Source organism: Streptomyces sp. NPDC028289 (assembly GCF_055565975.1).
This window is the reverse complement of the sequence record NZ_JBVHTI010000002.1, coordinates 270,041-292,347: the sequence shown is the minus strand read 5'-3', so window position 1 is coordinate 292,347 and position 22,307 is coordinate 270,041. Positions and strand designations below refer to the sequence as shown.

Here is a 22,307-nt window from a genome sequence, read left to right as displayed (position 1 = left end):
TTCTCGGTGGGGGTGCTCAGCGCCCGTGGGCGGTGGGCACCGAGCCGGAGCCGGAGCGCTCGGCCGACGGGTAGTCGCTCAGGACCAGTGCCTTGGCCCTGCGGAACTCCTCGTCCGAGATGTCACCGCGGGACTTCATCTCGGAGAGCCTGGCCAGTTCGTCGACGCTGCTGGTCTGGGCGGGGCCGCTCTTGGCGGTCTGCCGGATGTACGACTCGAACGCCTTCTGCTGGTCGCGGGCCTGGGCGATCTCCCGCTGTCCCATGCCCTTGCCCCGGGCGATCACGTAGACGAGGACACCCAGGAAGGGGACCACGATGCAGAGGGCCAGCCAGCCGGCCTTGGCCCAGCCGCCCATCGAGTCGTCGCGGAAGATGTCCACGATGACCCGGAACAGCAGCACGAGCCACATGATCCACAGGAAGAGCCACAACATCGTCCAGAAGGCGCTCAGCAGCGGATAGTCGTATGCGAGGTAGGTCTGCGCGCTCATGTACGTCCTCCGTCCACGGCGCCGGCCGGTCGGCCGGGCCCTGCCGTCCCAGCGTGCGCACGGCGGGCGCCGGGGTTCCTCACCCGGTGCGGGTGATCGTGCGCGGTGCGGCACCCGCGGCGACCGGGTCGCTCCACGAAGCGGCGCCCCGTCCGGGACCGGACGACCGGTCGCCGAACGGGGCGGCAGGCGGAGTCCGGGCGGGCACGCCCGGTCGGGACGACCGCCCCGAACCGTCCGATGGGGGGTGTGCGGGCTCGGCGGCCGGGGCCACGGCTCACCCACCGCGGGTGATCCCCGGGCGTTCCAGGTCACTCCGGTTCGGGCAGCCGCCGCATCTCCACGACCCGCAGCCCCAGCGACAGACAGCGGTCCAGCAGTCCGTACAGCTGTGCCTCGTCGATGACGGGGCCGAACAGGACCGTCTGGCCGGACATCGTCACATGCTCCAGCTCCGGGAAGGCCCGCGTGAGCATGTCGGACATGGTCCCTTCGACGCGGATCTCGCAGTGCATGAGCCGTCTCCCGCCGCCGGCGTGCTGCGGTCTACCTCGCGATCCTGCGCCGTACGAGATCCTCGGGCCTCACCCGGCGCAGGTGAGTCTCGTCCCATGTCCGAGAGCGAGCACAGGGTCATCGCCCACGCCCCGGGCACCGGCCGACGCGGCGCCGTCCACGCCCTCCGGCGTGGGCGAGGCGGAACGCAGCGAGGCCGGCGGCATCCGGCTCACAGCAGTCCGCGCTCCCGGGCCCGGCGCACCGCGTCGCCGCGCCGGTTCACGCCGAGCTTCCGGTACACGCTCTTCAGGTGCGTCTTCACCGTGTTCACGGAGATGTACAGGTCGGCGGCCATCTCCTGCGTGGACATCATCTGCGCCAGCCGGGTCAGTACCTCCCGCTCGCGTCCGCTGAGCTCCTCGACGACCAGGGCCGGGGGGCCGGTGCCGGTTCCCGGGCCGTCCTGTGGCGCGGGGGCTTCGCCGAGCAGCCAGCCGGCGGCCAGGCCGTGCAGGTACGGGGTCTCCAGGAGACGCCGGATGCTGGGGCCGGCATCCAGGAACGGGCGCCGCAGCCGGTCCGGGCGGGCGTCCAGCAGAGCCCGGGCGAGCAGCTTGGCGGCGGCCGTGGTGTCCCCCGCCTCGGCCGCGGCCCGCGCCCGTACCAGCGTGGCCCGCACGGTGACCCCGGGGCCGGGCCGGTCGCTCACGCACAGCCGTTCGACGGTCTCGACGGCCTCCGTGCGACGGCCGGCGGCGAGCCGGGCCCAGGCCACGTCCACGGCGTACGCGGGCTCCCCGGAGCAGGGCATCGTGTCCAGCACCTCGGCGGCCGTGTCGGGCCGACCCTCGGCGAGATGGACGGCCGAGGCGGCCAGTGCCGCGTGCGCCTCGGCCCAGGGCGAGGCCGTCAGCGCCGCGACGGCCGGGGTCGCGGCCCTCGCGGCCGCCTGCGCGTCGCCGAAGGCCAGCAGCAGCCGGGCCGTCGCCAGCGCCCGGCCCGCCTCGGTCACCGGGTCGGCTCCGACGGCGCCGCAGCCGGCCGCCTCGTCCAGCAGGGCCCGGGCCTGCTCCAGTTCGTCGCGGTCCACCGCCACGGCGGCCAGCACCAGCTGTCCGAGACCGGCTCCGGGGAACGGGCGTCCGCCGGCGTCGCGGGTCGCGTCCGCCGCAGCCAGGGCCTCGTTCTCCGCCTTGCCGACCCACCCGTCGAGGTAGTCGATCAGTGCCAGATGGCCGAGGCAGTCATCCCGCGGCAGGGCCGTGGCGGCGTCGCCCGGGCCGTCGAGCACCTCGGTCAGGGTGGCGCGCGCCGCGTCGAAGCGCCCGGCCCACACCCGGGCCGAGCCCAGATGGGTGAGCAGCAGGGTGACGAGTTCGGGGTGTTTCGCCAGGAGCCGGGCAGGCACCTCGCGGCGCAGCCGTGCGGCCGTGGCCATCGCCTGCTCGGCCCTGCCGGGGGCACCGGTCAGCCGGGCGGCCAGGGATTCGAGGAGCATGCAGCTCAGCCGGCTCGCGTCGGCGGCCGCACCGGCGGGCAGGTGCTCCCCGGCGTGGCCGAGGTGGGCCAGGCCGTGGTCGAGATCGTACGCGGACAGCTCTCGGGCCGCCCTCACCAGGTCCACCGCCGCACCCGTGGCCTGCGGATCCATCCGGGAGAAGAACTCGCAGAGATAGTCCGCGCGCAGGCCCGTGAAGAGCTGGCCGATCGCCAGGTCGTCGACGAACACGCCGGCGGTGAACTCCCAGTCGCCGGCGGCGGCGCCGTGCGCCAGCGCCTCCGGCACGGCGCCGAAGTCCCGCAGCCACCGGGCGGCGCGCCGGTGCAGTTCCGGTTCGAGACCCGGCAGACGCGCCCGCAGATGCACCCGGAGGATCTCCCCGAACAGCGGGTGGAGCCGGTACCAGGAGTGGCCCAGGTCCTCGACGAACGAGTTCTGGCGGCACAGTCCGGCCAGGAGCGACTCGGCACCGGGGCGCCCCGTCAGCGCCTCCGCCAGCTCGGGGCGGAACCGGTCCAGGACGCTGACGCGCAGCAGCAGGTCCTGCGTCGGGGCCGGTTGCAGTCCGAGGACCTCGGCGAGGAGGAAGTCGGCGATGGTGCTGTGTCCGGCCTCGAACTCCTTCAGATACGTCTCGGGGTCGGTGCTCCGGCGGGCGGCGAGGGCGCTCAGCCGCAGCCCGGCCGCCCAGCCCCCGGTGCGCTCCACCAGGGCGCGGACGGCCGGGGCGGGCAGCCGCAGGCCGTGCCGGGCCAGCAGGTCGGTGGCCTCCTCGGGGGTGAAGGCGAGTTCGTCGTTCCTGATCTCGGTGATGGCGGCGGACGCCCGGTAGCGGTGCAGGGGCAGCAGCGGTTCGGTGCGGCTGACGAGGACCAGCCGCAGTCCGTCGCCGGAGTGGTGCAGGACGAACTCCAGCTGCTCGGCGTTCTCCCGGGTGGTCAGCCGGTGGAACTCGTCGAGCACCAGGACCACCGGGCGGTCGCGTCCGCTCAGCTCGGCGGCGAGGCGGGCCAGCAGCCGGTGGTCGACCCGGCCCGCCTGCCCGGGGCCGAGGCCCGCTCCGGCGGGCAGCGGGACGCCGGCGGAGTGCAGCGCGTGCAGGACATAGGCCCAGAAAACGCCCGGTTGCTGGTCTCCCGTCTCGCCGGTGAGCCAGGCGACCGGCGCTCCGAGTCCTGCCGCCCAGTCGGCGACGAGCAACGTCTTGCCCGCGCCGGCCGCGCCGTTGACCAGGGTCAGCGGGGTGTCGAGGGCCTGGTCGAGGTGGTGGGTCAGGCGGGGTCTGCGCACGAAGGTGGCGGGCCTGGCCGGCAGGGCGAACCGGGTGCACAGGAACGGCTCGCCCAGCGGATCGGCGTACGGGACGGCTTCCCGTACGCTGTCGTCCCTAGCGGCCACAGAGATCACCTCCCGTCACCGTCTCCGGCAGGCCGTGGTCGGCGCTCCTCCCGATCAGGATCGCAGTCCTGCCGCCACCGTGCAGGGCACGACGCCCCCGGGCCCGTCCACGGGGACCTTTCGCCACGGGCGCCCGCCGTCAGGAGGTCCCCGCGTCCCGGTCCCGGCGCGGCGGCGGGCTGCCGAGCGGGCCGGCGAGGACCGGTTCCTGTGCGAGGACCGCGCCGCAGCTGATGCTGAGGGTGGCGGCCAGGCACACCACGATCAGCCAGGACAGGAGCACGAACACCGACCCCAGCGGGCCGTATCCGGCCAGGGCCCGGTTGAGCGCCCGCGGCATGTAGAGCTGCGCGGTCACCGTCAGGGCGGTGAGGGCCAGGGCTGTGATCAGAGCGCCGGGCAGCAGGGGTTTCCAGCTGATGCCGCCGCCGAGCAGCAGGTGCTGCGTCCACCACCACAGGCCCACCTGGGCTGCGAAGGTGACCGGGAGGCCCAGCCAGGCGCCCAGGCCGAAGCCGTCGTGCAGCGCGCCCTGCAGGATCAGCGCCACGATCCACAGCGCGAGCCAGGCCACCCAGCGCCACGGTACGAGCCGGATGCCGCCCCGGGGGACCTCCCAGGCACGCAGGCACAGCCGTTGCACGGCCCGGCTGACAGCGGTGGCCGAGATCAGCACCATCAGCCCGCCGATCACGCCGGTGGTCTGCCGCAGGCTCTCGCCCTGGGGCTGCATCAGCTGCTGGAGCTGGGCGTCTGCCGGACCGGTCAGTCCGAACACCGAGCGCAGCGAGCGGACGAGCTGGTCCCGGATCGCCGGTGGGGCATAGGCGGCGAACACGAAGAGCAGCGGAACCGCGGCGAGGAAGCACTGGGCGGCCAACCTGGTGGCGGTGTCGAAGATGTTCACGGACACCATGCGGTCCGCGAGATGGGTGACGACGGGGAACCTGATCTCGGCCCGCCGGTGCGCCGCCTTCGCCCAGGCGAGCAGCCGCGCGGTCCGTCGGCGCCACCCGGACCGCAGCGGCCGGGCGCCGGTGCGCGGCACCCGGCCGCTGGTCCGCATCGGCATCGCTCCTCTCCTGCGTCCAGAGTGCGGTGCGGGCGCGCCGGTGGCACTTCGGAGATCCCGCGCCGGGAACGGGCCGGGATGTCGTCCGGACACCAGGTGCCTACGCTCGTGGTATCCGAGACGCCGGGGGTCTGCATGGTCCTCGACCTGATGCTCATCGCTCTGGCGATCACGCTCGACCCGCTGCCGCTGATGGCGTTCGTCCTGGTGCTGGCGTCGGACCGGGGGATCTGGAAGGGCCTGGTCTTCATCCTGAGCTGGCTGGCGTGCCTGACGGTGGTGATCGCGCTCGTCCTGGCAGCGACCGGGGGCCGGCCGCCACCGCCGAAGTCCCCGCCCTCCACCGCCGCCCTCGCGGCCAAGCTGTTGATCGGGGCGGGGCTCGTCCTGTACGGCGAGCGTCGGCGCCGGCGGCTCGGCGGGCTGCGCGGCAGGGGTGCCGTCCCCGGTCCGGCCGAGCCCGGGGCACCCTCGTCGGCGGCCTCGGAGACGGACCAGGCCACCGTCTGGGGAGCGGCAGGTCTGGCGGTGCTCCTGCAGCCCTGGGGGCTCGTGGCCGCGGGGGCGACGACGGTGGTGGAGGCCGACACCTCGCGCTTCACGACCTGGCTCGCCCTGTTCGGTTTCTGTTTGCTGGCCACCGCGAGCCTGCTGGCCCTTGAGCTGTACGGGGTGTTCGCCCCGGCGGCGGCACGGGCCCGCCTGCTGCGGCTGCGTGCCTGGCTGGTGCGTCACCAGGACCAGGCCCTGGTGACGCTCTGCCTCGTGCTGGGCTTCTGGCTGATGGGCAAGAGCCTCTATCAGCTGACCGGTTGACCCCGGCGGTGGCGGTGCCCGGCCGCGGAAGTGCGACGGCCCGGTGCGGGTGCTGAAATGAACGTGCGGTCGCACGGCCGTCCCACACTGCCGTGTCGCTCAGGAGGAGTGGTCATGGACAGCGTCGAAGACATGGGCCCGGTCGACTACCTCGTGATCGAGTTCCCGGGCAGCCGCCTGACCGGCGAGGCCCTGCCCCTGCTCGTCGATCTCGCCGACCGCCGCATCGTGCGGATCCTCGACCTCGCCTTCGTCCGCAAGAACGCCGACGGCTCGGTCGCCGCGCTGGAGTTGCGCGATCTCGGCGACGACACCGCCGACCTGACCGTCTTCGAGGGAGCCTCGTCCGGGCTGCTGGACGAGGGCGATCTCGCCGAGGCGGCGAACGCGCTGGAGCCGGGGAACTCCGCCGCGGTCCTGGTGTACGAGAACCTCTGGGCCGCACCGCTGGCCCGTGCGCTGCGGCGCAGCGGGGCCGAGCTGGTCGCGAGCGGCCGGATCCCGGTGCAGGCCCTGCTGGCGTCGCTCGACGCGGTGGAGGGGACCACCACGCCACCCGGCGGCTCCGCGGCCGCATGAACGGAGATGATCGACCATGCCCGGACTGCTGCGCGGAGTCGCGCGTACCGCCGTCGTCGCCGGCACCGCCACGGCGGTGTCCAACCGGGTCTCGCGCCGTCAGGCGGGCCGGTGGGCCCAGCAGGACTACGAACAGCAACAGCAGGCCGCCCCGCCGCCTGCCGCGCAGCCCGTCGCCGACGAGATGACCGTCAAGATGGACCAGCTCAAACAGCTGGCCGACCTGAAGGCGCAGGGCGTCCTCACCGACGAGGAGTTCGCGGAGCAGAAGCGGCGGATCCTGGGCTGACGCGGATGTCCGGTCAGGGCAACTGCCCGGCGAACGCCTCGTAGGCCCGCTCGTCGAAGAGCACGAACCGCACCTCCTCGACGGCCGTGTCCGTCTCCCGGACCGTCGCGACGGCGATCCGGGCGCCGTCGTCCATCGGCCAGCCGTAGATCCCGGTGGAGACGGCGGGGAACGCGACCGTGCGGGCGCCGAGTTCGTCGGCGCGCCGGAGGGACTCGCGATAGCAGGAGGCCAGCAGGTCGGCGCGGTCCTCGCTCGTGGAGTGGACGGGGCCGACGGTGTGGATGACCCACTGGGCGTCGAGGTCGCCGGCCGTGGTGGCGACGGCCTGGCCGGTGGGCAGGCCCTTGCCGTACTGCGAGGCGCGCAGCTTGCGGCACTCCGCCAGGATTTCGGGGCCGCCGCGGCGGTGGATGGCGCCGTCGACGCCTCCGCCGCCGAGCAGGGAGGAGTTGGCCGCGTTGACGATCGCGTCGACGCTCTGCCGGGTGATGTCGCCCTGGACGAGGGTGATACGGGTCATGACTGTCGCAACCTCCTCCACACGGCCTTCGCCGCGTTGTGCCCCGACATGCCGTGCACGCCCGGTCCCGGCGGGGTGGCCGAGGAGCAGATGAAGACGGCGGGGTGCGGGGTGCCGTACGGGAACAGGGAGAGCTTGGGGCGCAGCATGATCTGCAGGCCGGAGACCGCGCCGGTGCCGATGTCGCCGCCGACGTAGTTGGCGTTGCGGGCGGCGAGTTCGGCGGGACCCGCGGTGGCGCGGGCCAGCACGCGGTCACGGAATCCCGGGGCGAAGCGCTCCAGTTGACGCTCCATCACCTCGGTGAGGTCGCCGGTCCAGCCGTTCGGCACGTGGGCGTACGCCCAGAAGACGTGCTTGCCCTCGGGGGCACGGCCCGGGTCCACCACGCTCGGCTGCACGGTGATCATGAACGGCCGGTCGGGGGCGCGGCCCTCGCGGGCGGCGGCGCGCAGGGCGGTGTCGATCTCCGCGCTGTCCGCGCCGATCTGCACGGTCCCGGCGCGGCGGGCCTCCGGCGCCGTCCACGGGACCGGGCCGTCCAGCGCGTAGTCGATCTTGAAGACGCCCGGACCGTACCGGTAGTCCCGGTAGTAGTTGCCGAGGCCGGCGATGCGGGCGAGGGCGGTGGGCGAAGTGTCGAAGATGTACGACCGTGCGGGCGGCAGGTCGTCGAGGCGCTTGACCTCGTAGTCGGTGTGGATCGCGCCGCCGAGGTCCGTCAGGTACGCGGCGAGGGCGTCGGAGATGGCCTGCGAGCCACCGGCGGCCACCGGCCAGCCGCGGGCGTGCGCGGCGAGCGCGAAGACCAGGCCGACGGCGCCGGTGGCGAAGCCGCTCAACGGGGCCATGACGTGGGCGACGAGTCCGGCGAAGAGGGTGCGGGCCCGCTCGTCGCGGAAGCGGCGCAGCAGCAGGGCGGCGGGCGGCAGCCCGGCCAGGCCGAACCGGGCGAGGGTGACCGGGTCGCGCGGCAGCGCGGTCAGCGGCAGGGACATGAAGTCCCTGGCCAGGGTGTCCCACTTGGGCAGGAACGGCTCGACCAGCCTGCGATAGGTGCCCGCGTCCCGGGGCCCGAAGGAGGCCGCGGTCTCGGCGACGGAACGGGCCAGCACGGCCGCGCGGCCGTCGGGGAAGGGGTGCGCCATCGGCAGGTCCGCGTGCAGCCACTCCAGGCCGTAACGCCCCAGCGGCAGAGCCCGGAACGCGGGCGAGTTGATGCCGAGCGGGTGGGCCGCGGAGCACGGGTCGTGCCGGAAGCCGGGGAGCGTGAGCTCCTCGGTGCGGGCGCCGCCGCCCACGGTGTCCCGCGCCTCGAAGAGCGCCACGGAGAAACCGCGCCGGGCCAGCTCCACGGCGGCCGTCAGGCCGTTCGGCCCCGCCCCCACCACGACCGCATCGAGCATCGACGGCACCTAAGGACCCCTTCGTCAGCCGATGGCCACTCGGCTTCAGGATATGCCGGGGGACTGACACTGCCCTCGCTCGGGTTACCAGTGGGGGTTCAGCAGCAGGTCCACGATCCGGTGGGCGGTGGCGGCGTCGCGGGCGGCGGTGAACGGCAGGGCGTTGTCGCCGGTGATCCGGAACGGTTCGCCGGCGATCGTGAGGTGGGCGCCGCCCGCCTCCTCGACCAGCAGCAGCCCGGCCGCGTGGTCCCAGGCGGCCTCCCAACTGAACGCGACGCCGTCCAACTCGCCCCGGGCGACGGCGAGATACTCCAGCCCCGCGGAGCCGCAGGCGCGCGGGGCGACGCCGTCGGTCCACAGGGCGAACAGGGCGCGCTTCTGTGCGTCGGTCGTGTAGTCCGGGTGGGAGGTGGCGACCCGGAGGTCCCGGCCCGCCTCGGGCGCACCGGCGAGCAGCCGCTCGCCGTCGAGGAAGGCGCCCTTCCCCCGCACCGCGGTGGCGAGTTGCTCGCGGGCCGGGGCGTAGGTCCAGGAGGCGAGCAGGACGCCCCGGTGGGCGAGCGCGACCAGGGTGCAGAAGCCGTCCTCGCCGCGCACGAACTGGCGGGTGCCGTCGACCGGGTCGACGATCCACACCGGCTGGTCGCCCTGGAGCGCGTCGTAGGTCTCCGGATCGGCGTGCACCGCCTCCTCGCCGACCACGACGGAGCCGGGCAGCAGAGCGGCGAGCTCCCCGGTGAGGTACCGCTCGGCGAGCCGGTCGGCGTCGGTCACCAGGTCGTGCGGGCCGCTCTTCTGGTCGACCTCGTGGTCGGCGAGCCGACGCCAGCGGGGCAGGATCTCGGTCCGGGCGGCCTTGCGGATGGCGTCCTCGACGTCACCGCCGTACTGGAGGAGAAACTCGTCGATGGTCTCCGTTGCTTCGATCATGCCTCCATGAGAGCACGCGTCACTGACAACAATCCCCACGGGTCGGATGTACGGCACATGGAATACGGACGAACAGGCGGTGCCGACGCTCACCGGACCGCCGGCGGACCTGCCAGGTCAGCGGGCCGGCGTCAGCGCCCCACCGCGTAGCCCTGCATCCCGCGCGGGTTGGCCGCCGCCGACAGCACCCCGGTCTCCGGGTCCCGGGCCACCGCGCACAGCCGTCCCTCCGACCAGCCCGGCCCCACCGTCACGTCGTGGCCGCGCCGCCGCAGCTCCGCCACGACCTCCGGGTCCGTGCGGGACTCGACGGTCAGGCTCCCGGGGCGCCGGCCGCGGGGGTAGAAGGAGCTGGGGAAGCTGTCGTTGTGCCAGTTCGGAGCGTCGATCGCGCCCTGGAGGTCCAGGCCGCCGCGGACCTCGCCGCGCAGCGCGACGGCGAGGAAGAAGTGCAGCTGCCACTGGTCCTGCTGGTCGCCGCCGGGCGTGCCGAAGGCCAGCACCGGGACACCGTCACGCAGGGCGATCGACGGGGTGAGGGTGGTCCGCGGGCGCCTGCCGGGCGTCAGGGAGTTGGGCAGGCCCTCCTCCAGCCAGGCCATCTGAAGCCGGGTGCCGAGCGGGAAGCCCAGCTCGGGGACGACGGGGTTGGACTGGAGCCAGCCGCCGCTGGGCGTGGCCGCGACCATGTTGCCCCAGCGGTCGACGACGTCCAGATGGCAGGTGTCGCCCCGGGTACGGCCGTCGTCCGCGACCTGGGGGTCTCCGGGTACCTGCGCGACGGTCGGCTCACCGGCGCCCAGCGGGTCGAAGGCGGTGTCCGACCGGGTCTCCACGCGCGCGTACCCCGGCAGCCGGGGCAGGCGCCCGCCGGGGCTGCCCGGCCGCAGTTCGCCGGAGGCCTTGGCGCCGACCAGCTCCCGCCGCCCGGCGTTGTACGCGTCCGAGAGCAGTTCGGCCAGCGGCACCTCGGCCGCGTCCCCGTACCAGGCCTCACGGTCGGCCATGGCGAGCTTGCAGCCCTCGACGAGGAGGTGGACGTAGTCGGCGGAGCCGTAGGCGGGCAGTCCGGGCGGCAGCAGGGCGAGCTGCTGGAGCAGGGCCGGGCCCTGGCTCCAGGGGCCCGCCTTGCACACGGTCCAGCCGTTCCAGTCGTACGACACCGGGCTCTCGTAGCCCGCGGACCAGCCGGCCAGGTCGGCGGCGGTGAGGGTGCCGGTGTGCCGGGTGCCGCTGGTGTCCATGGTGGGGCGGGCGGCCTGCCGCACCAGCGCCTCGGCGATGAAGCCGGTGCGCCACACCTCGCGGGCCGCGTCGATCCGGGCCTCCCGGTCCCCGGCGCCCGCGGTCTCGGCGAGCAGCCGCCGCCAGGTGGCGGCGAGGGCGGGGTTGCGGAACAGCGCGCCGGGACGGGGGGCCCGGCCGCCGGGCAGGTAGAGCTCCGCCGACGACGTCCACTCGGTCTCGAACAGCTTCCGGACGCTCTCCACCGTGGCGCCGACGTTCTCCACGGCCGGGTGTCCGTGTTCGGCGTAGCCGATGGCATACGTCAGGACCTCGTCCAGCGGCTTGGTGCCGTGGTCGCGCAGCAGGAGGAGCCAGGCGTCGAAGGCGCCGGGGACGGCCGCGGCCAGCGGGCCGGTGCCGGGGACGAGGTCCAGGCCGAGCCCCCGGTAGTGGGCGACCGTGGCGCCGGCCGGGGCCACGCCCTGCCCGCACAGCACCCGCACCTCGCCGCCGGCCGGGGCGAGCAGGATCGGCACCTCGCCGGCCGGTCCGTTCAGGTGCGGCTCGACCACGTGCAGGACGAAGGCGCCGGCGACGGCCGCGTCGTACGCGTTGCCGCCGTTCTCCAGGACCGCCATCGCCGACTGGGAGGCCAGCCAGTGCGTGGAGGACACCATGCCGAAGGTGCCCTGGAGGGTGGGACGGGTGGTGAACTGCATCTGTCACCTCGCTGTGCGCACGGCCGGGCCAGGTGTCTGGCGGTTACATGCTTTCACGGCCGTGGCGAGGCGAACCCCCGTCCGGGGGCTCGCCTCTCCCCGTCACTTGTCCGAGTCGGGCTTGTTCGTCGCCGCCGCGTACGCCTGGGACGGTGTCATGGCGATCCCGTTGAGGCTGACCGTCTTGTACTGGCTGACCTTGGCGCAGGTCTTGGAGTCGTCGGCGGTCGAGGCGTTGGCGTTGGAGACGGCCGCCTTGGTGTCGCCCGAGCTGGCCGGGTAGGAGGTGCCGCTGCTCCAGTCGCTGCCGATCACCAGGGTGACGCCGGTGCCGCTGCCCGACTTGATGTGCGAGCTGGGGATGTCCAGGGCCTTGGCGACGGTCTGCGCCTCGGCCTTGTCGCCGCTGCCGTAGGTCAGGGTGGTCGTGGTCGCGGAGTTCGGGGCGTTGGCCGTGCTGGTGCCGGTGCTGAAGCCCTGGGAGATCAGGGAGTTCGCGATGGCGGAGGCGCGGCCCGTGATGTCGGTGCCGTTCTCGACGGTCACGGCGATCTGGGAGGCCGGGACGGTCGCGGTGGGCGTCGGCTTCGCGCTCGCGGTCGCCGAGGCCGCCGACGACTTCTTGCCCGAACTCGTCGTCAGCGACTGGTCGTTGGCCATGGTGGCGAACAGGTCCTTGGCGCCCGCGCCGACCACCACGCGGTTGCTGTTGTTCGGGTCGGGCGCGGTCTGCATGGTGGTGAACGTCATCCGCTTGGTGGGGACCTTGTTCACGTCGGCCGCCAGCGATATCAGTTTCTTGACGCTGTCGAGGTCATCGTCCACCGTCAGCGCCTTGGTGGCCGCGTCGGCGAGCTTGTAGACCGCGGCCGGGTCGGTGAGGGTGCCCGCGCTCTTGAACTTGCGGATCATCGCGCTGAGGAAGATGTGCTGGGAGACGGTACGGCCGAGGTCGCTGCCGTCGCCGAAGCCGTGCCGGGAGCGGACGAACTCCAGCGCCGCCTGCCCCTTGAGGGTGTGGGTGCCCTTGGACAGCTTCAGGTGCGAGTACGTGTCGTACACGTTGTTGTTGACGCACACGGAGACACCGCCGACCGCGTCGGACATCTTGACCACGCCGGAGAAGTCCAGCTTGACGAAGTGGTCGATGGGGACGCCGGTGAGCTGGTGGATGGTGGCGACCTGGCAGGCGGCGCCGTACTGGAGGGCGCTGTTGACCTGGCCGTAGTAGCCGGAGGTGGACTGGCCGCTCGAACTGTCCTTGCAGGCGGGGACGTCGACCATGGTGTCGCGCGGGATGCTCATGACCGTCGCGTTGGAACGGTCGGCGGATATGTGGACGACCATCTCCACGTCCGCGTTGCCGTTGCCGGTCTGCACCCCGGTCTGGGAGCAGCCGCCGCCGAGCTTGCAGTCGGTCTTGCTGGTCCGCGCGTCCGAGCCGATCACCAGGATGTTGATCGGGGTCCGGCCGAACGCGTCCGCCTTCTCGGTGCCGCCCTTGCCGTCGAGGGAGACACTGTTGATGTTGCCGTTGAGGTGCTGGTAGAACCACCAGCCGGCACCGGCCGTGACCAGGACCAGGACGGCCGTGACCAGGCCCAGGATCTTCATGACCCGCTTGCCGCGGCCCGTCGGCTTGGCCCGCCGGGAGCCCCCTCTGCCGCCGCCGCGGGCCTTGGCCGCCTGCCGGGCGGCGGCCCGGCCGCCGGTCGGCCGCGTCCCGTCGGGCAGGGCCCCACGCTGTCCGGGCACCCGGTCGGTGCGGCTGCGTGTGGCCTGGCCTCCCGGGCCGTCCCACGGGTCGGTCATCTTCCACTCCCATGAACGGTCGGGTCCGTCTGCGGGTACGGTCGGGCAGGTCGGGCTTACGCGGCGGGACGCGGGCAGCCGCGACGTGGGCCCATTTGGGTTGCGTGATTGCGCAATCTAACAAACCCACAGCCCCGACAGCACAAGCCCCACCCGAATTCACAGGTGAGGCATCTCATGAAACCTCCAGGACACACCTGCCGTCCGCCCCCGCGTCCCGGCCCCTGTCCGCCTGGTCAGACCCCGGCCTCGTACAACCGCCGCACCGGCACCGGGGCCTGGTGCGAGCGCGCGGTCAGCTGTCCGACCGTCACGCGTACGACGGTCACGATGTCCGGATCGTCCACGTAGTAGACCTGTCGTCGGCCCTCCCGCCGGGACCGCACCAGACCGGCCAGCCTGAGCTTGGCCAGGTGCTGGCTGACCGCGGGCAGGGCGCCGCCGACCCGGTCGGCGAGGCGCGTCACGTCGCTCTCGCCCTGGGAGAGCGCCCACATGATGTGCAGCCGGGCCGGCGAGGCGAGCAGGCCGAACACCGCGGCCGCCTCGGTCAGCACCCCGTCGGAGGGGTCCGTGAAGCCATCGGTGCTCTCCGCCACAGCCCGCTCCCTCCCGTCACAGTCTCCGCACAGACGCCCACTCAGTGTAGGCGTACGGTCACCGCCCCCCGCAGGGCCTCCCCGCAATGTCCGCCACGTGTTCTCCGCATTGTCATGGGCGGGTGACAGATCATCGACGGCTCGGCGTCAGGCGTATCCGGCGGCCGCTCCCGTTCCTAAGCTTGCGCAACAACGCAACTCAGCGGGGCAGCACCCCGCGGAGCGGCGGCATTCACCGAGCAGCACGCGCACTGGAGGACAACGAACGTGGGCATCATCGGCTGGATCGTCCTGGGTCTCCTCGCCGGAGCCATCGCCAAGATCCTGCTGCCCGGCCGCGACCCGGGTGGCCTGATCGGCACCACCCTCATCGGCATCGCGGGCGCCTTCGTGGGCGGCTGGCTCTCCGCACGCTTCCTCGACCGCCCGGTGGAGAACCACTTCTTCGACCTCTACACCTGGGGCGCCGCGATCGCCGGCTCCCTGGTCCTCCTCGTCGGCTACCGGCTGCTGTTCGGCAACTCGCGCGACTGAGCACCGGACGGGCGTGACGGTGACCCCGGTCACCCTCACGGGCCGGATGCAGTCACGACATTCCGGATGTACAGGGACCCCGGACGCGCGACATTCCGGATGTACGGGGACGGCCCGCGGCCACCGTCAACAGGGCGCCGCAACCGGCCCACAGGCAAGGCACGGATTCCACTACCGCCCCACAGGGACTCGTGTGAAACTGGCGTCCCGTCCGCAGTGTGGACTCCTCCGCACACCGTCCCCCAGCGAGAAGTGCGACTTGCGTTCTCTTCCACTGCCGCTCGCCCTCACCGCGCGCCTGACGCCGGTCGCCGTGCTCGCCTGTGCGGGCTGGGTGATGGCGTCGGGCCCGGACAAGACGACGTCCACCAGCGCCTCCGGTGACACCTCGGCCCAGCAGACGGCCGGCCAGTCGGCGGGCGACTCCCCGTCGACGTCCTCCGCGTCCACCGCGGGCACCAAGACGTACTCCGCCTCCCCCGCCCCCTGCGGCAGCATCCCGGTGGCCACCGTCAAGTCGCTGGTGCCCGGCGCGAAGACGGCCGGCAAGGAGATCCCCTCCACCGACACCAAGCTGCGCCGCACCTGCTCGTGGAACGCGCTCAAGGGGTACGACTACCGCTGGCTCGACGTCTCCTACGAGATCATGGACACGGACGCGGCGGCCGCGAAGGAGTACAAGGACCGGGTCGCCGAGAAGAGCGGCGGCGGGGCCGTGCCGGGGCTCGGCGACAGCGGCTACTCGGTCGTGAACCTCACCACCGAGGACAAGCAGCAGACCCGCGAGGGCGTGGTGATGGCCCAGGTCTCCAACGCGCTGGTGGTCGTCACCTACAACGGCAGCGACTTCGAGTCCAAGAAGGCGCCCAGCACGGACGTGATCAACAAGGGTGCCATCCAGGCGGCGAAGGCCGCGGTGACCGCGCTGAAGGGCAGCCAGTAGCCGGACCGGCTGCCCTTCGTACTGACGCCACGCCTCCTTCTCACGCCTCCTTGGGCCGTACCAGCGTCGTCAGCCCCAGGTACAGCACCAGGGACGTGCCGAGGCCGACAGCCCATCCGTAGTCGGCGAGCGAGGACAGGGCCGGGATGGGGCGGCCGTCGATCAGCGGTTTGAAGCTGGCGCCGCCGATCGCGAGGATGCCGCCGACGAGGAAGGCGAGGACCGCCCGCCAGTTCCAGCCGCCGTCGTACCAGTAGCGGCCGCCCGTGCGGTACAGGTCGGTCAGGTCGAGGCGGGTGCGGCGCAGGATCCAGTAGTCGGCGACGAGGATGCCGGCGACCGTGCCGAGCAGCCCGCCGACCAGGCCGAGCCAGGTGAAGATGTAGCCCTGCGGGTCGGAGTACAGCTTCCACGGGAAGATCAGCACCGCGAGGACCGAGGTGATCAGGGCGCCGGTACGGAAACTGATCTTCCGGGGCGCGATGTTGGAGAAGTCGAAGGCGGGCGAGACCAGGTTGGCCGCGATGTTCACGGAGAGCGTCGCGACGAGGACGGTGACCAGGGCGTAGAGCAGGCCGACCACGTTGTCCGTCTTGGCGGCGAGCTGTACCGGGTCCCAGATCGGCTGTCCGTACACGGCCTGCGAGCCGGAGGTCACCAGGACGGAGAGGAACGCGAAGAGCGTCATGGTGGTCGGCAGACCGAGCGCCTGCCCCCACGTCTGGGCCTTCTGGCTCTTCCCGTACCGGGTGAAGTCGGGGATGTTCAGCGACAGCGTCGACCAGAAGCCGATCATGCCCATCAGGGACGGCCAGAAGATCTTCCAGAAGCCGCCGCCCCAGCCGAGCTTGGAGGGCTGGTCGAAGAGCGGGCCCAGGCCGCCGGCCTTGTTGCTCATCCAGATCAGCATCACGACGGCGCCGACGATGACGAAGGGCGCGGCCCAGTTCTCGAAGCGGCGGATCGTCTCCATGCCCCGGTAGATGATCGCGACCTGGAGCACCCAGAAGAGCGCGAACGACAGCCACATCGTCCAGGCGTAGCCGCCGATGTGCGAGGCATTCGCCCAGCTGTCGCCGATCAGCTTGCCGGCCAGGAAGTAGATGGCCTCGCCGCCGATCCAGGTCTGGATGCCGAACCAGCCGCAGGCCACCAACGCCCGTACGACGGCGGGGAGGTTGGCGCCGCGCACGCCGAAGGAGGCGCGGGCGAAGACCGGGAAGGGGATGCCGTACTTGGGTCCGGCGTGCCCGGTGAGCAGCATCGGGACGAGGACGACGAGGTTGGCGAGGGCGATGGTGAACACGGCCTGTTTCCAGTCCATGCCGACCGCGATGAGCCCGGAGGCCAGGGTCCAGGAGGCCGTGTTGTGGGCCATGCCGACCCAGAGCGCGGAGAAGTTGTAGGTGGTCCAGGTGCGCTTGACGACGGGGACCGGCAGCAGGTCCTCGTTGGCGTAGGGACCGCTGGGCGGCGGGGAGCCCGGGGCGAGCTCGACGCGCCCGTCGGGGGCGGTGACTTGGCCGGACGTGGGTATGGCCGTGGGAGCGGTGTCGGTCATGGGCAGGCCAATCGGGGTGAGGCGGGACGGGAGAGAGGCCGTGCGGGCGGGGCGGGGGGGGTACGCGGTGGGGTGCGCCCTGACCCCCTTCCCGGGACGGCGGGAAGGGGGAGACCAACTGCCAGGAGTGGGCTAGCCGTTGACGGCCGGGATGACCTTCGTCCCGTACGCGTCGATGGTGGCCTCCTGCGCGTCGTGCATGTCGTAGACGGCGAACTGGTCGACGCCCAGCTCGCGCAGGGCGTTCAGCTTCTCGACGTGCTTCTCGGCCGGGCCGATGACGCAGAAGCGGTCGACGATCTCGTCGGGCACGAACTCGGTGTCGGGGTTGCCGCTGCGTCCGTGGTGCGAGTAGTCGTAGCCCTGGCGGGCCTTGATGTAGTCGGTGAGTTCGTCGGGTACCGCGGCGGAGTGCTCGCCGTACTTGGCGACCAGGTCGGCGACGTGGTTGCCGACCATGCCGCCGAACCAGCGGCACTGGTCACGAGCGTGAGCGAGGGCCTCGGGCGAGTCGTCCTCGGTCACGTAGGCGGGCGCGGCGACGCAGATCTTCACCTCGGACGGGTCGCGTCCGGCGGCCACGGCCGCGTCCTTCACCGCCTTCACCATGTACTCGGTGAGGTAGAGGTCGGAGAGCTGGAGGATGAAGCCGTCGGCCTCCTCCCCGGTCATCTTCAGGGCCTTCGGGCCGTACGCGGCCATCCAGACCGGGAGTTCGGCGCCCGGCTTGATCCACGGGAACCTGACGACGGTACCGCCGAGATCGGCCTCCTCGCCCCGGCCGAGGGCACGGATGACCTTCATGGCCTCGCTGATGCGGGCAAGGGTGTTGGGCTTGCGGCCGGCCACCCGCATCGCGGAGTCGCCGCGGCCGATGCCGCAGACCGTGCGGTTGCCGAACATGTCGTTGAGGGTGGCGAAGGTGGAGGCGGTGACCTCCCAGGTGCGGGTGCCCGGGTTGGTGACCATCGGCCCGACCGTCAGCTTGCTGGTGTTGGCGAGGATCTGACTGTAGATCACGAACGGCTCCTGCCAGAGCACGGCGGAGTCGAAGGTCCAGCCGTAGCGGAAGCCGTTGCGTTCGGCCCGTTTCATCAGGCTGATGACCCGGGAGGCCGGCGGATCGGTCTGCAGGACGAGTCCGAAGTCCATGGGCGCCTCTCCTAGTTGAGGTACTGACAGGTGGAGCGCGGGGTGTAGACGCCGTGCCCGGCGTGTCCGGTGTACTCCCGCTCGGTGATGACGGGTACGCCGCGCGACAGGACCGTCTCGACGCGGCCGGTGAGGCGCTTGCCCTCGTACGCCGAGTAGTCGACGTTCATGTGGTGGGTCTCGGCGGAGACGACCTGCTCGGCGTGCGGGTCGTAGATGACGACGTCGGCATCCGCACCCGGGGTGATGGTCCCCTTCTTCGGGTACATGCCGAACATCCGGGCCGGGGTGGCGCAGGCGATCTCGATCCAGCGGCGGCGCGAGATGTGCCCGTCGACGACGGCCTGGTGCAGCAGGTCCATCCGGTTCTCGACGCCGGGCAGGCCGTTGGGGATCTTCGAGAAGTCGCCGCGGCCGAGTTCCTTCTGGCCGACGAAGCAGAAGGGGCAGTGGTCGGTGGAGACGACCTGGAGGTCGTTGGTCCTGAGGCCCTGCCAGAGCTTGGCCTGGTGCTCCTTGGGGCGCAGCGGCGTGCTGCACACGTACTTCGAGCCCTCGAAGTCGGGCTCGGCGAGGTTGTCGGTGGAGAGGAAGAGGTACTGGGGGCAGGTCTCGCCGAAGACGGGGAGCCCCTCGTCGCGGGCGCGGGCCAGCTCGGCGACCGCCTCCATCGCGGAGACGTGCACGACGTAGAGCGGGGCTCCGGCGACCTGGGCGAGCCTGATGGCGCGGTGGGTGGCCTCGGCTTCCAGGAGGGCCTTGCGCACCTCGCCGTGATACCTCGGGTCCGTCTCGCCGCGCGCCAGCGCCTGTTCCACCAGCACGTCGATGGCGATGCCGTTCTCGGCGTGCATCATGATCAGGCCGCCGTTCTCGGCGGAGCGCTGCATGGCACGCAGGATCTGGCCGTCGTCGGAGTAGAAGACGCCGGGGTAGGCCATGAACTGTTTGAAGGAGGTCACTCCCTCCTCGACCAGCAGGTCCATCTCCTTGAGCGTCTCCTGGTTCACGTCGGAGACGATCATGTGGAAGCCGTAGTCGACGGCGCAGTTGCCCTCGGCCTTGGCGTGCCAGGCGTCGAGGCCCTCGCGCAGGCTGTGCCCGACGCTCTGCACGGCGAAGTCGACGATGGTGGTCGTACCGCCCCAGGCGGCGGCCCGGGTGCCGGTCTCGAAGGTGTCGGAGGCGAAGGTGCCGCCGAACGGCAGCTCCATGTGGGTGTGGGCGTCGACGCCGCCCGGGATGACGTACTTGCCGGTGGCGTCGATGGTCCGCTCGGCGGTGAAGGCCTCGGCGGCGGGGGTGCCGGTCGCCGCGAGGGCGGCGATGCGGCCGTCCTCGATCAGGACGTCGGCGTGGATCTCGTCGGACGCGGTGATGACGAGTCCGCCACGGATGAGAGTGCGGCCGACCATGGGTTCACGCTCCGTTCGGTTGTCGGGAAAGTGCCGGTCGTCTGTGGCTGGTCGCGCAGTTCCTCCCCCAGCCTTCGGCCGGGGGTACCCCCAGCGCCCCTTTGGGGCGCGAATGGCGCCGTCTGCTTTACGGCGCCGTCAGCGGGCCGTACGCGTCCGGGCGGCGGTCGCGGAAGAACTGCCAGCGGTCGCGGACCTCGCGGAGCTTGGCCAGGTCCAGGTCGCGGACGACCAGTTCGGTCTCCTTGTCGGAGGCGACCTCGCCGACGAACTGGGCCTCCGGGTCCACGAAGTAGGAGGTGCCGTAGAAGTCGTTGTCGCCCAGGTCCTCCACGCCGACCCGGTTGATCGCGCCGACGAAGTACTCGTTGGCCACAGCCGCCGCCGGCTGCTCCAACTGCCAGAGGTAGCGGGAGAGTCCGCGCGAGGTGGCGGAGGGGTTGAAGACGATCTCGGCACCGCCGAGGCCCAACGCCCGCCATCCTTCCGGGAAGTGGCGGTCGTAGCAGATGTAGACGCCGATCTTCCCGACGGCCGTCTCGAAGATCGGCCAGCCCGCGTTCCCCGGGCGGAAGTAGAACTTCTCCCAGAAGCCGGGGACCTGGGGGATGTGGTGCTTGCGGTACTTGCCGAGGTACGAGCCGTCGGCGTCGATCACGGCGGCGGTGTTGTAGAGGACGCCGGGCTGCTCCTCCTCGTACACCGGCAGGATCAGGACGAGGCCCAGTTCGCGGGCGAGGGCCTGGAAGCGCTGGACGATCGGGCCGTCCGGGACCTGCTCGGCGTACTCGTAGAAGGCCTTGTCCTGGACCTGGCAGAAGTAGGGCCCGTAGAACAGCTCCTGGAAGCACAGGACCTGGGCGCCCTGCGCGGCCGCGTCGCGGGCCGCCTGCTCGTGGACCTGGATCATCGACTCCTTGTCGCCGGTCCAGGCGGTCTGGAAGAGGGCGGCACGAATCACTCGGCTCATCGGGACCTCCGGTCGCTCGGTGTGCGAGAAGGCTAGAAAGCCCGGAAGTCCTGTTTGAGTTGCACCGTGTCACGTCTGCGAGCGCCCGGCGTGGCACCGTGTCACGCTGCCGTCGGCCCATGTTTCACCGCCGTTTTCCCAGGTCGTCGCATGTTTCACTGCTGTTGCGCGTCGTGCGCGAGGAGTGCGATGTGCACGGATGCCGCCTGCTCGAAGTCGTCGAGGTCGACGCCGAGCCGGGTCTGTATCGCCTCCAGGCGGCGGTACAGCGCGGGGCGGGAGACGTGGTGGAGCTGAGCGGTGCGGGACTTGTTGCGGCCGGTGGCGAGGTAGGTCCGCAGGACGCCGAGGAGGTCCTGGTCGGTGCCGTTCCCGCACAGCAGGCCGTCCAGCTCGCGCTCGGCGAAGGACTGGACGTGCGGGTCGTCCCGCAGCAGCCGGATCAGGCCGCGCAGGTGGACGTCCCTGAGCCGTACGACGGCCGGCAGGTCGAGGGCGGCGGTGGTGTCGGCGACCGCGTCGGCGACGTGCTGGGCCTCGCGCAGGCCGACCGGCACGTCGTCCCAGACGGTACGGGCGCCCGCGGCGGCGACCACCGCCCGGGGTCCCGCCGACTCGCCGTGCAGCCGGACGGCGAAGTGCGCGGCGAGGGCGTCGGCGTCCTGGTCCCGGGCGAGGCTGAGGAGGACGGCGGTGGTGCGCTCGGTGAGCTCGGCGACGAGTCCGGGCAGGCCCAGCAGGCGCAGGATCCGCTCCAGTTGGGCCGGTTCGGCGTCCCGTACGACGAGGGGGACGAAGGTCCGCCGGTTGACCGGGAGACCGGCCGCCCGGGCCCTGGGCAGCAGCTGGCGGGCCGGTACGACCCCGGAGACCAGGTCGGTCAGCAGGCTCTGCGCGGACTGCTCCTCCCAGGTGTGGGCGGAGCCGCCGCCGAGCATGCGGTGCAGGACGAGGGCCTCGGCGCCCCGGTCGGCCAGGAGCCGGCCGGTGGCGGTGTCGCCGCGATAGCCGCAGAGCATGATCTGGCCCCAGCGCTCTCCCCGGCCGCCCAGTTCGGCGCGGATCCAGCCGTCGCCGGCGCTGCCGCCGGCCTGCCGGGCGATGCGCTCCCAGTCCCGCAGCACGTCGTCCACGGCCGACCGCTCCCCCGCGGTGGCGAGGACCCGGTGCGCGAGGTTGGTGACGACGACCGGGCAGGCGCTGTGCACGGCGACCTCGTCGAGGAGCCGTTGGAGGGGGGCGCCGGCCGTGATGAGGCCGGTGAGGGCGGTGCGGACGGACTCGGAGAGGCTGACGGCGGCGAACTTCCGCCGGACCAGGCGGGACTGGACCTCCTCCGTCAGCTCGGCGAAGGGGAAGGGGCGGTGCAGGACCACCAGGGGGAGGCCGCAGCGGTCCGCTGCGCGGCGCATGGCGTCGGGCGGGGCGGGGAAGGCGCGGCCGAGGCCGAGGACGACCGCGGCGGCCTCGGCCCGGTGCAGGGACTGGATGTACTCGGCCTGTTTGTGCTCGTCGCCGGCGAGCAGGACGCCGGTGGTGAGGACCATCTCGCCGCCGGTGAGCATGACGCCGACGTCGGGGGCCTCGGCGACGTGCACCCAGCGGACGGGGCGGTCGAGGTGGGAGGCGGCGGCCACCACCTCGGGGTCGCCGGCCAGGACCCTTTCCAGGGCGAGGATCTGGCGGACCGACAGTATGGGGTCTGTGGTGTTCGGGGGATCCCAAGTGGCGGTCATCTTGCGTGTCCCTTGGTCGGGTGTGGTGCGTTCTGGGACTGCGGGCCGGTGGGGGCTGGTCGCGGGGGGGGGCCCCCCCCCCCCGCGGGGGGGCCCCCCCCCCCCCCGGGGGGCGGGGACACGCGCCCCCC

Annotated in this window: 20 protein-coding genes; 5 read left to right on the top strand and 15 right to left on the bottom strand. The window is 72.3% G+C overall.

What is annotated here, in order from left to right; translation table 11 throughout:
- Window positions 1-16: 16 nt before the first annotated feature.
- The 4 genes from ACZ4UV_RS09255 to ACZ4UV_RS09240 all read right to left on the bottom strand — a co-directional run bounded on the left by ACZ4UV_RS09255 (window position 17) and on the right by ACZ4UV_RS09240 (window position 4,962).
- A complete protein-coding gene (locus ACZ4UV_RS09255; RefSeq protein WP_390034457.1) occupies window positions 17-493 on the bottom strand; it encodes an SHOCT domain-containing protein in 477 nt (158 codons plus the stop codon).
- 311 nt (window positions 494-804) lie between these two features.
- Window positions 805-1,008: a hypothetical protein gene (locus ACZ4UV_RS09250; protein WP_351493632.1), complete on the bottom strand. Its 204-nt coding sequence runs from the start codon at window positions 1,006-1,008 to the stop codon at window positions 805-807.
- A 212-nt stretch (window positions 1,009-1,220) separates the two neighbouring features.
- Window positions 1,221-3,899 (bottom strand): helix-turn-helix transcriptional regulator, encoded by a 2,679-nt coding sequence (locus ACZ4UV_RS09245; RefSeq protein WP_467837067.1) that lies wholly within the window; start codon window positions 3,897-3,899, stop codon window positions 1,221-1,223.
- Window positions 3,900-4,029: 130 nt separating this feature from the next.
- A complete protein-coding gene (locus ACZ4UV_RS09240; protein WP_451020235.1) occupies window positions 4,030-4,962 on the bottom strand; it encodes a YhjD/YihY/BrkB family envelope integrity protein in 933 nt (310 codons plus the stop codon).
- A 135-nt stretch (window positions 4,963-5,097) separates the two neighbouring features.
- Between ACZ4UV_RS09240 and ACZ4UV_RS09235 the strand changes: the two genes are divergently transcribed.
- The 3 genes from ACZ4UV_RS09235 to ACZ4UV_RS09225 all read left to right on the top strand — a co-directional run bounded on the left by ACZ4UV_RS09235 (window position 5,098) and on the right by ACZ4UV_RS09225 (window position 6,646).
- Window positions 5,098-5,778: a GAP family protein gene (locus ACZ4UV_RS09235; RefSeq protein WP_451020245.1), complete on the top strand. Its 681-nt coding sequence runs from the start codon at window positions 5,098-5,100 to the stop codon at window positions 5,776-5,778.
- Window positions 5,779-5,892: 114 nt separating this feature from the next.
- A complete protein-coding gene (locus tag ACZ4UV_RS09230; protein ID WP_351500518.1) occupies window positions 5,893-6,357 on the top strand; it encodes a DUF6325 family protein in 465 nt (154 codons plus the stop codon).
- A 16-nt stretch (window positions 6,358-6,373) separates the two neighbouring features.
- On the top strand, window positions 6,374-6,646 hold the full coding sequence (locus tag ACZ4UV_RS09225; protein WP_451020236.1) for an SHOCT domain-containing protein: 273 nt from the start codon (window positions 6,374-6,376) through the stop codon (window positions 6,644-6,646).
- A 13-nt stretch (window positions 6,647-6,659) separates the two neighbouring features.
- Here ACZ4UV_RS09225 and ACZ4UV_RS09220 read toward each other — a convergent pair whose 3' ends face one another.
- The 6 genes from ACZ4UV_RS09220 to ACZ4UV_RS09195 all read right to left on the bottom strand — a co-directional run bounded on the left by ACZ4UV_RS09220 (window position 6,660) and on the right by ACZ4UV_RS09195 (window position 13,865).
- A complete protein-coding gene (locus ACZ4UV_RS09220) occupies window positions 6,660-7,169 on the bottom strand; it encodes an O-acetyl-ADP-ribose deacetylase (RefSeq protein WP_451020237.1) in 510 nt (169 codons plus the stop codon).
- The gene (locus ACZ4UV_RS09215) at window positions 7,166-8,575 is read right to left on the bottom strand and encodes a phytoene desaturase family protein (protein WP_467837064.1); all 1,410 of its coding nucleotides are present in this window, start codon (window positions 8,573-8,575) and stop codon (window positions 7,166-7,168) included. The genes ACZ4UV_RS09220 and ACZ4UV_RS09215 overlap by 4 nt, the downstream gene beginning before the upstream one ends.
- 84 nt (window positions 8,576-8,659) lie before the next feature.
- Entirely contained in the window at window positions 8,660-9,508 is an 849-nt protein-coding gene (locus ACZ4UV_RS09210) for an inositol monophosphatase family protein (RefSeq protein WP_390034463.1), read from the bottom strand.
- Window positions 9,509-9,639: 131 nt separating this feature from the next.
- On the bottom strand, window positions 9,640-11,454 hold the full coding sequence (locus tag ACZ4UV_RS09205; RefSeq protein WP_451020239.1) for a gamma-glutamyltransferase family protein: 1,815 nt from the start codon (window positions 11,452-11,454) through the stop codon (window positions 9,640-9,642).
- A gap of 102 nt (window positions 11,455-11,556) precedes the next feature.
- The gene (locus ACZ4UV_RS09200; RefSeq protein ID WP_451020240.1) at window positions 11,557-13,266 is read right to left on the bottom strand and encodes an LCP family protein; all 1,710 of its coding nucleotides are present in this window, start codon (window positions 13,264-13,266) and stop codon (window positions 11,557-11,559) included.
- A gap of 236 nt (window positions 13,267-13,502) precedes the next feature.
- Window positions 13,503-13,865, bottom strand: a complete 363-nt coding sequence (locus ACZ4UV_RS09195) for an ArsR/SmtB family transcription factor (protein WP_351500532.1) — start codon at window positions 13,863-13,865, stop codon at window positions 13,503-13,505.
- A gap of 267 nt (window positions 13,866-14,132) precedes the next feature.
- Between ACZ4UV_RS09195 and ACZ4UV_RS09190 the strand changes: the two genes are divergently transcribed.
- Window positions 14,133-14,399 (top strand): GlsB/YeaQ/YmgE family stress response membrane protein, encoded by a 267-nt coding sequence (locus tag ACZ4UV_RS09190; protein ID WP_390034466.1) that lies wholly within the window; start codon window positions 14,133-14,135, stop codon window positions 14,397-14,399.
- A gap of 259 nt (window positions 14,400-14,658) precedes the next feature.
- The gene (locus ACZ4UV_RS09185) at window positions 14,659-15,342 is read left to right on the top strand and encodes a hypothetical protein (protein ID WP_351500537.1); all 684 of its coding nucleotides are present in this window, start codon (window positions 14,659-14,661) and stop codon (window positions 15,340-15,342) included.
- A 40-nt stretch (window positions 15,343-15,382) separates the two neighbouring features.
- On the opposite strand, the gene ACZ4UV_RS09180 is transcribed toward ACZ4UV_RS09185, so the two are convergent.
- From ACZ4UV_RS09180 to ACZ4UV_RS09160, 5 genes are all read right to left on the bottom strand, one after another.
- Window positions 15,383-16,903, bottom strand: coding sequence for an NCS1 family nucleobase:cation symporter-1 (locus tag ACZ4UV_RS09180; protein WP_451020242.1), 1,521 nt, complete (start codon window positions 16,901-16,903; stop codon window positions 15,383-15,385).
- A gap of 132 nt (window positions 16,904-17,035) precedes the next feature.
- On the bottom strand, window positions 17,036-18,055 hold the full coding sequence (locus ACZ4UV_RS09175; RefSeq protein WP_451020243.1) for a TIGR03842 family LLM class F420-dependent oxidoreductase: 1,020 nt from the start codon (window positions 18,053-18,055) through the stop codon (window positions 17,036-17,038).
- Between the two features lie 11 nt (window positions 18,056-18,066).
- Window positions 18,067-19,470, bottom strand: coding sequence for a dihydropyrimidinase (gene hydA / locus ACZ4UV_RS09170; RefSeq protein WP_451020244.1), 1,404 nt, complete (start codon window positions 19,468-19,470; stop codon window positions 18,067-18,069).
- A gap of 127 nt (window positions 19,471-19,597) precedes the next feature.
- Complete coding sequence (locus ACZ4UV_RS09165) at window positions 19,598-20,440, bottom strand: nitrilase-related carbon-nitrogen hydrolase (RefSeq protein WP_351500544.1); 843 nt, start codon at window positions 20,438-20,440, stop codon at window positions 19,598-19,600.
- A gap of 155 nt (window positions 20,441-20,595) precedes the next feature.
- Entirely contained in the window at window positions 20,596-22,176 is a 1,581-nt protein-coding gene (locus ACZ4UV_RS09160) for a PucR family transcriptional regulator (protein ID WP_451023197.1), read from the bottom strand.
- Window positions 22,177-22,307 lie beyond the last annotated feature (131 nt).

Excerpts from the sequence above, each read along its gene's own strand:
- ACZ4UV_RS09160 (WP_451023197.1), bottom strand. The coding sequence starts at position 22,176 with ATGACCGCCACTTGGGATCCCCCGAACACCACAGACCCCATACTGTCG.
- ACZ4UV_RS09240 (WP_451020235.1), bottom strand. The coding sequence starts at position 4,962 with ATGCCGATGCGGACCAGCGGCCGGGTGCCGCGCACCGGCGCCCGGCCG.
- ACZ4UV_RS09180 (WP_451020242.1), bottom strand. The coding sequence starts at position 16,903 with ATGACCGACACCGCTCCCACGGCCATACCCACGTCCGGCCAAGTCACC.
- ACZ4UV_RS09235 (WP_451020245.1), top strand. The coding sequence starts at position 5,098 with ATGGTCCTCGACCTGATGCTCATCGCTCTGGCGATCACGCTCGACCCG.
- ACZ4UV_RS09215 (WP_467837064.1), bottom strand. The coding sequence starts at position 8,575 with ATGCTCGATGCGGTCGTGGTGGGGGCGGGGCCGAACGGCCTGACGGCC.
- ACZ4UV_RS09175 (WP_451020243.1), bottom strand. The coding sequence starts at position 18,055 with ATGGACTTCGGACTCGTCCTGCAGACCGATCCGCCGGCCTCCCGGGTC.
- ACZ4UV_RS09250 (WP_351493632.1), bottom strand. The coding sequence starts at position 1,008 with ATGCACTGCGAGATCCGCGTCGAAGGGACCATGTCCGACATGCTCACG.
- ACZ4UV_RS09220 (WP_451020237.1), bottom strand. The coding sequence starts at position 7,169 with ATGACCCGTATCACCCTCGTCCAGGGCGACATCACCCGGCAGAGCGTC.
- ACZ4UV_RS09200 (WP_451020240.1), bottom strand. The coding sequence starts at position 13,266 with ATGACCGACCCGTGGGACGGCCCGGGAGGCCAGGCCACACGCAGCCGC.
- ACZ4UV_RS09225 (WP_451020236.1), top strand. The coding sequence starts at position 6,374 with ATGCCCGGACTGCTGCGCGGAGTCGCGCGTACCGCCGTCGTCGCCGGC.
- ACZ4UV_RS09255 (WP_390034457.1), bottom strand. The coding sequence starts at position 493 with ATGAGCGCGCAGACCTACCTCGCATACGACTATCCGCTGCTGAGCGCC.
- hydA (WP_451020244.1), bottom strand. The coding sequence starts at position 19,470 with ATGGTCGGCCGCACTCTCATCCGTGGCGGACTCGTCATCACCGCGTCC.
- ACZ4UV_RS09230 (WP_351500518.1), top strand. The coding sequence starts at position 5,893 with ATGGACAGCGTCGAAGACATGGGCCCGGTCGACTACCTCGTGATCGAG.
- ACZ4UV_RS09205 (WP_451020239.1), bottom strand. The coding sequence starts at position 11,454 with ATGCAGTTCACCACCCGTCCCACCCTCCAGGGCACCTTCGGCATGGTG.
- ACZ4UV_RS09165 (WP_351500544.1), bottom strand. The coding sequence starts at position 20,440 with ATGAGCCGAGTGATTCGTGCCGCCCTCTTCCAGACCGCCTGGACCGGC.
- ACZ4UV_RS09210 (WP_390034463.1), bottom strand. The coding sequence starts at position 9,508 with ATGATCGAAGCAACGGAGACCATCGACGAGTTTCTCCTCCAGTACGGC.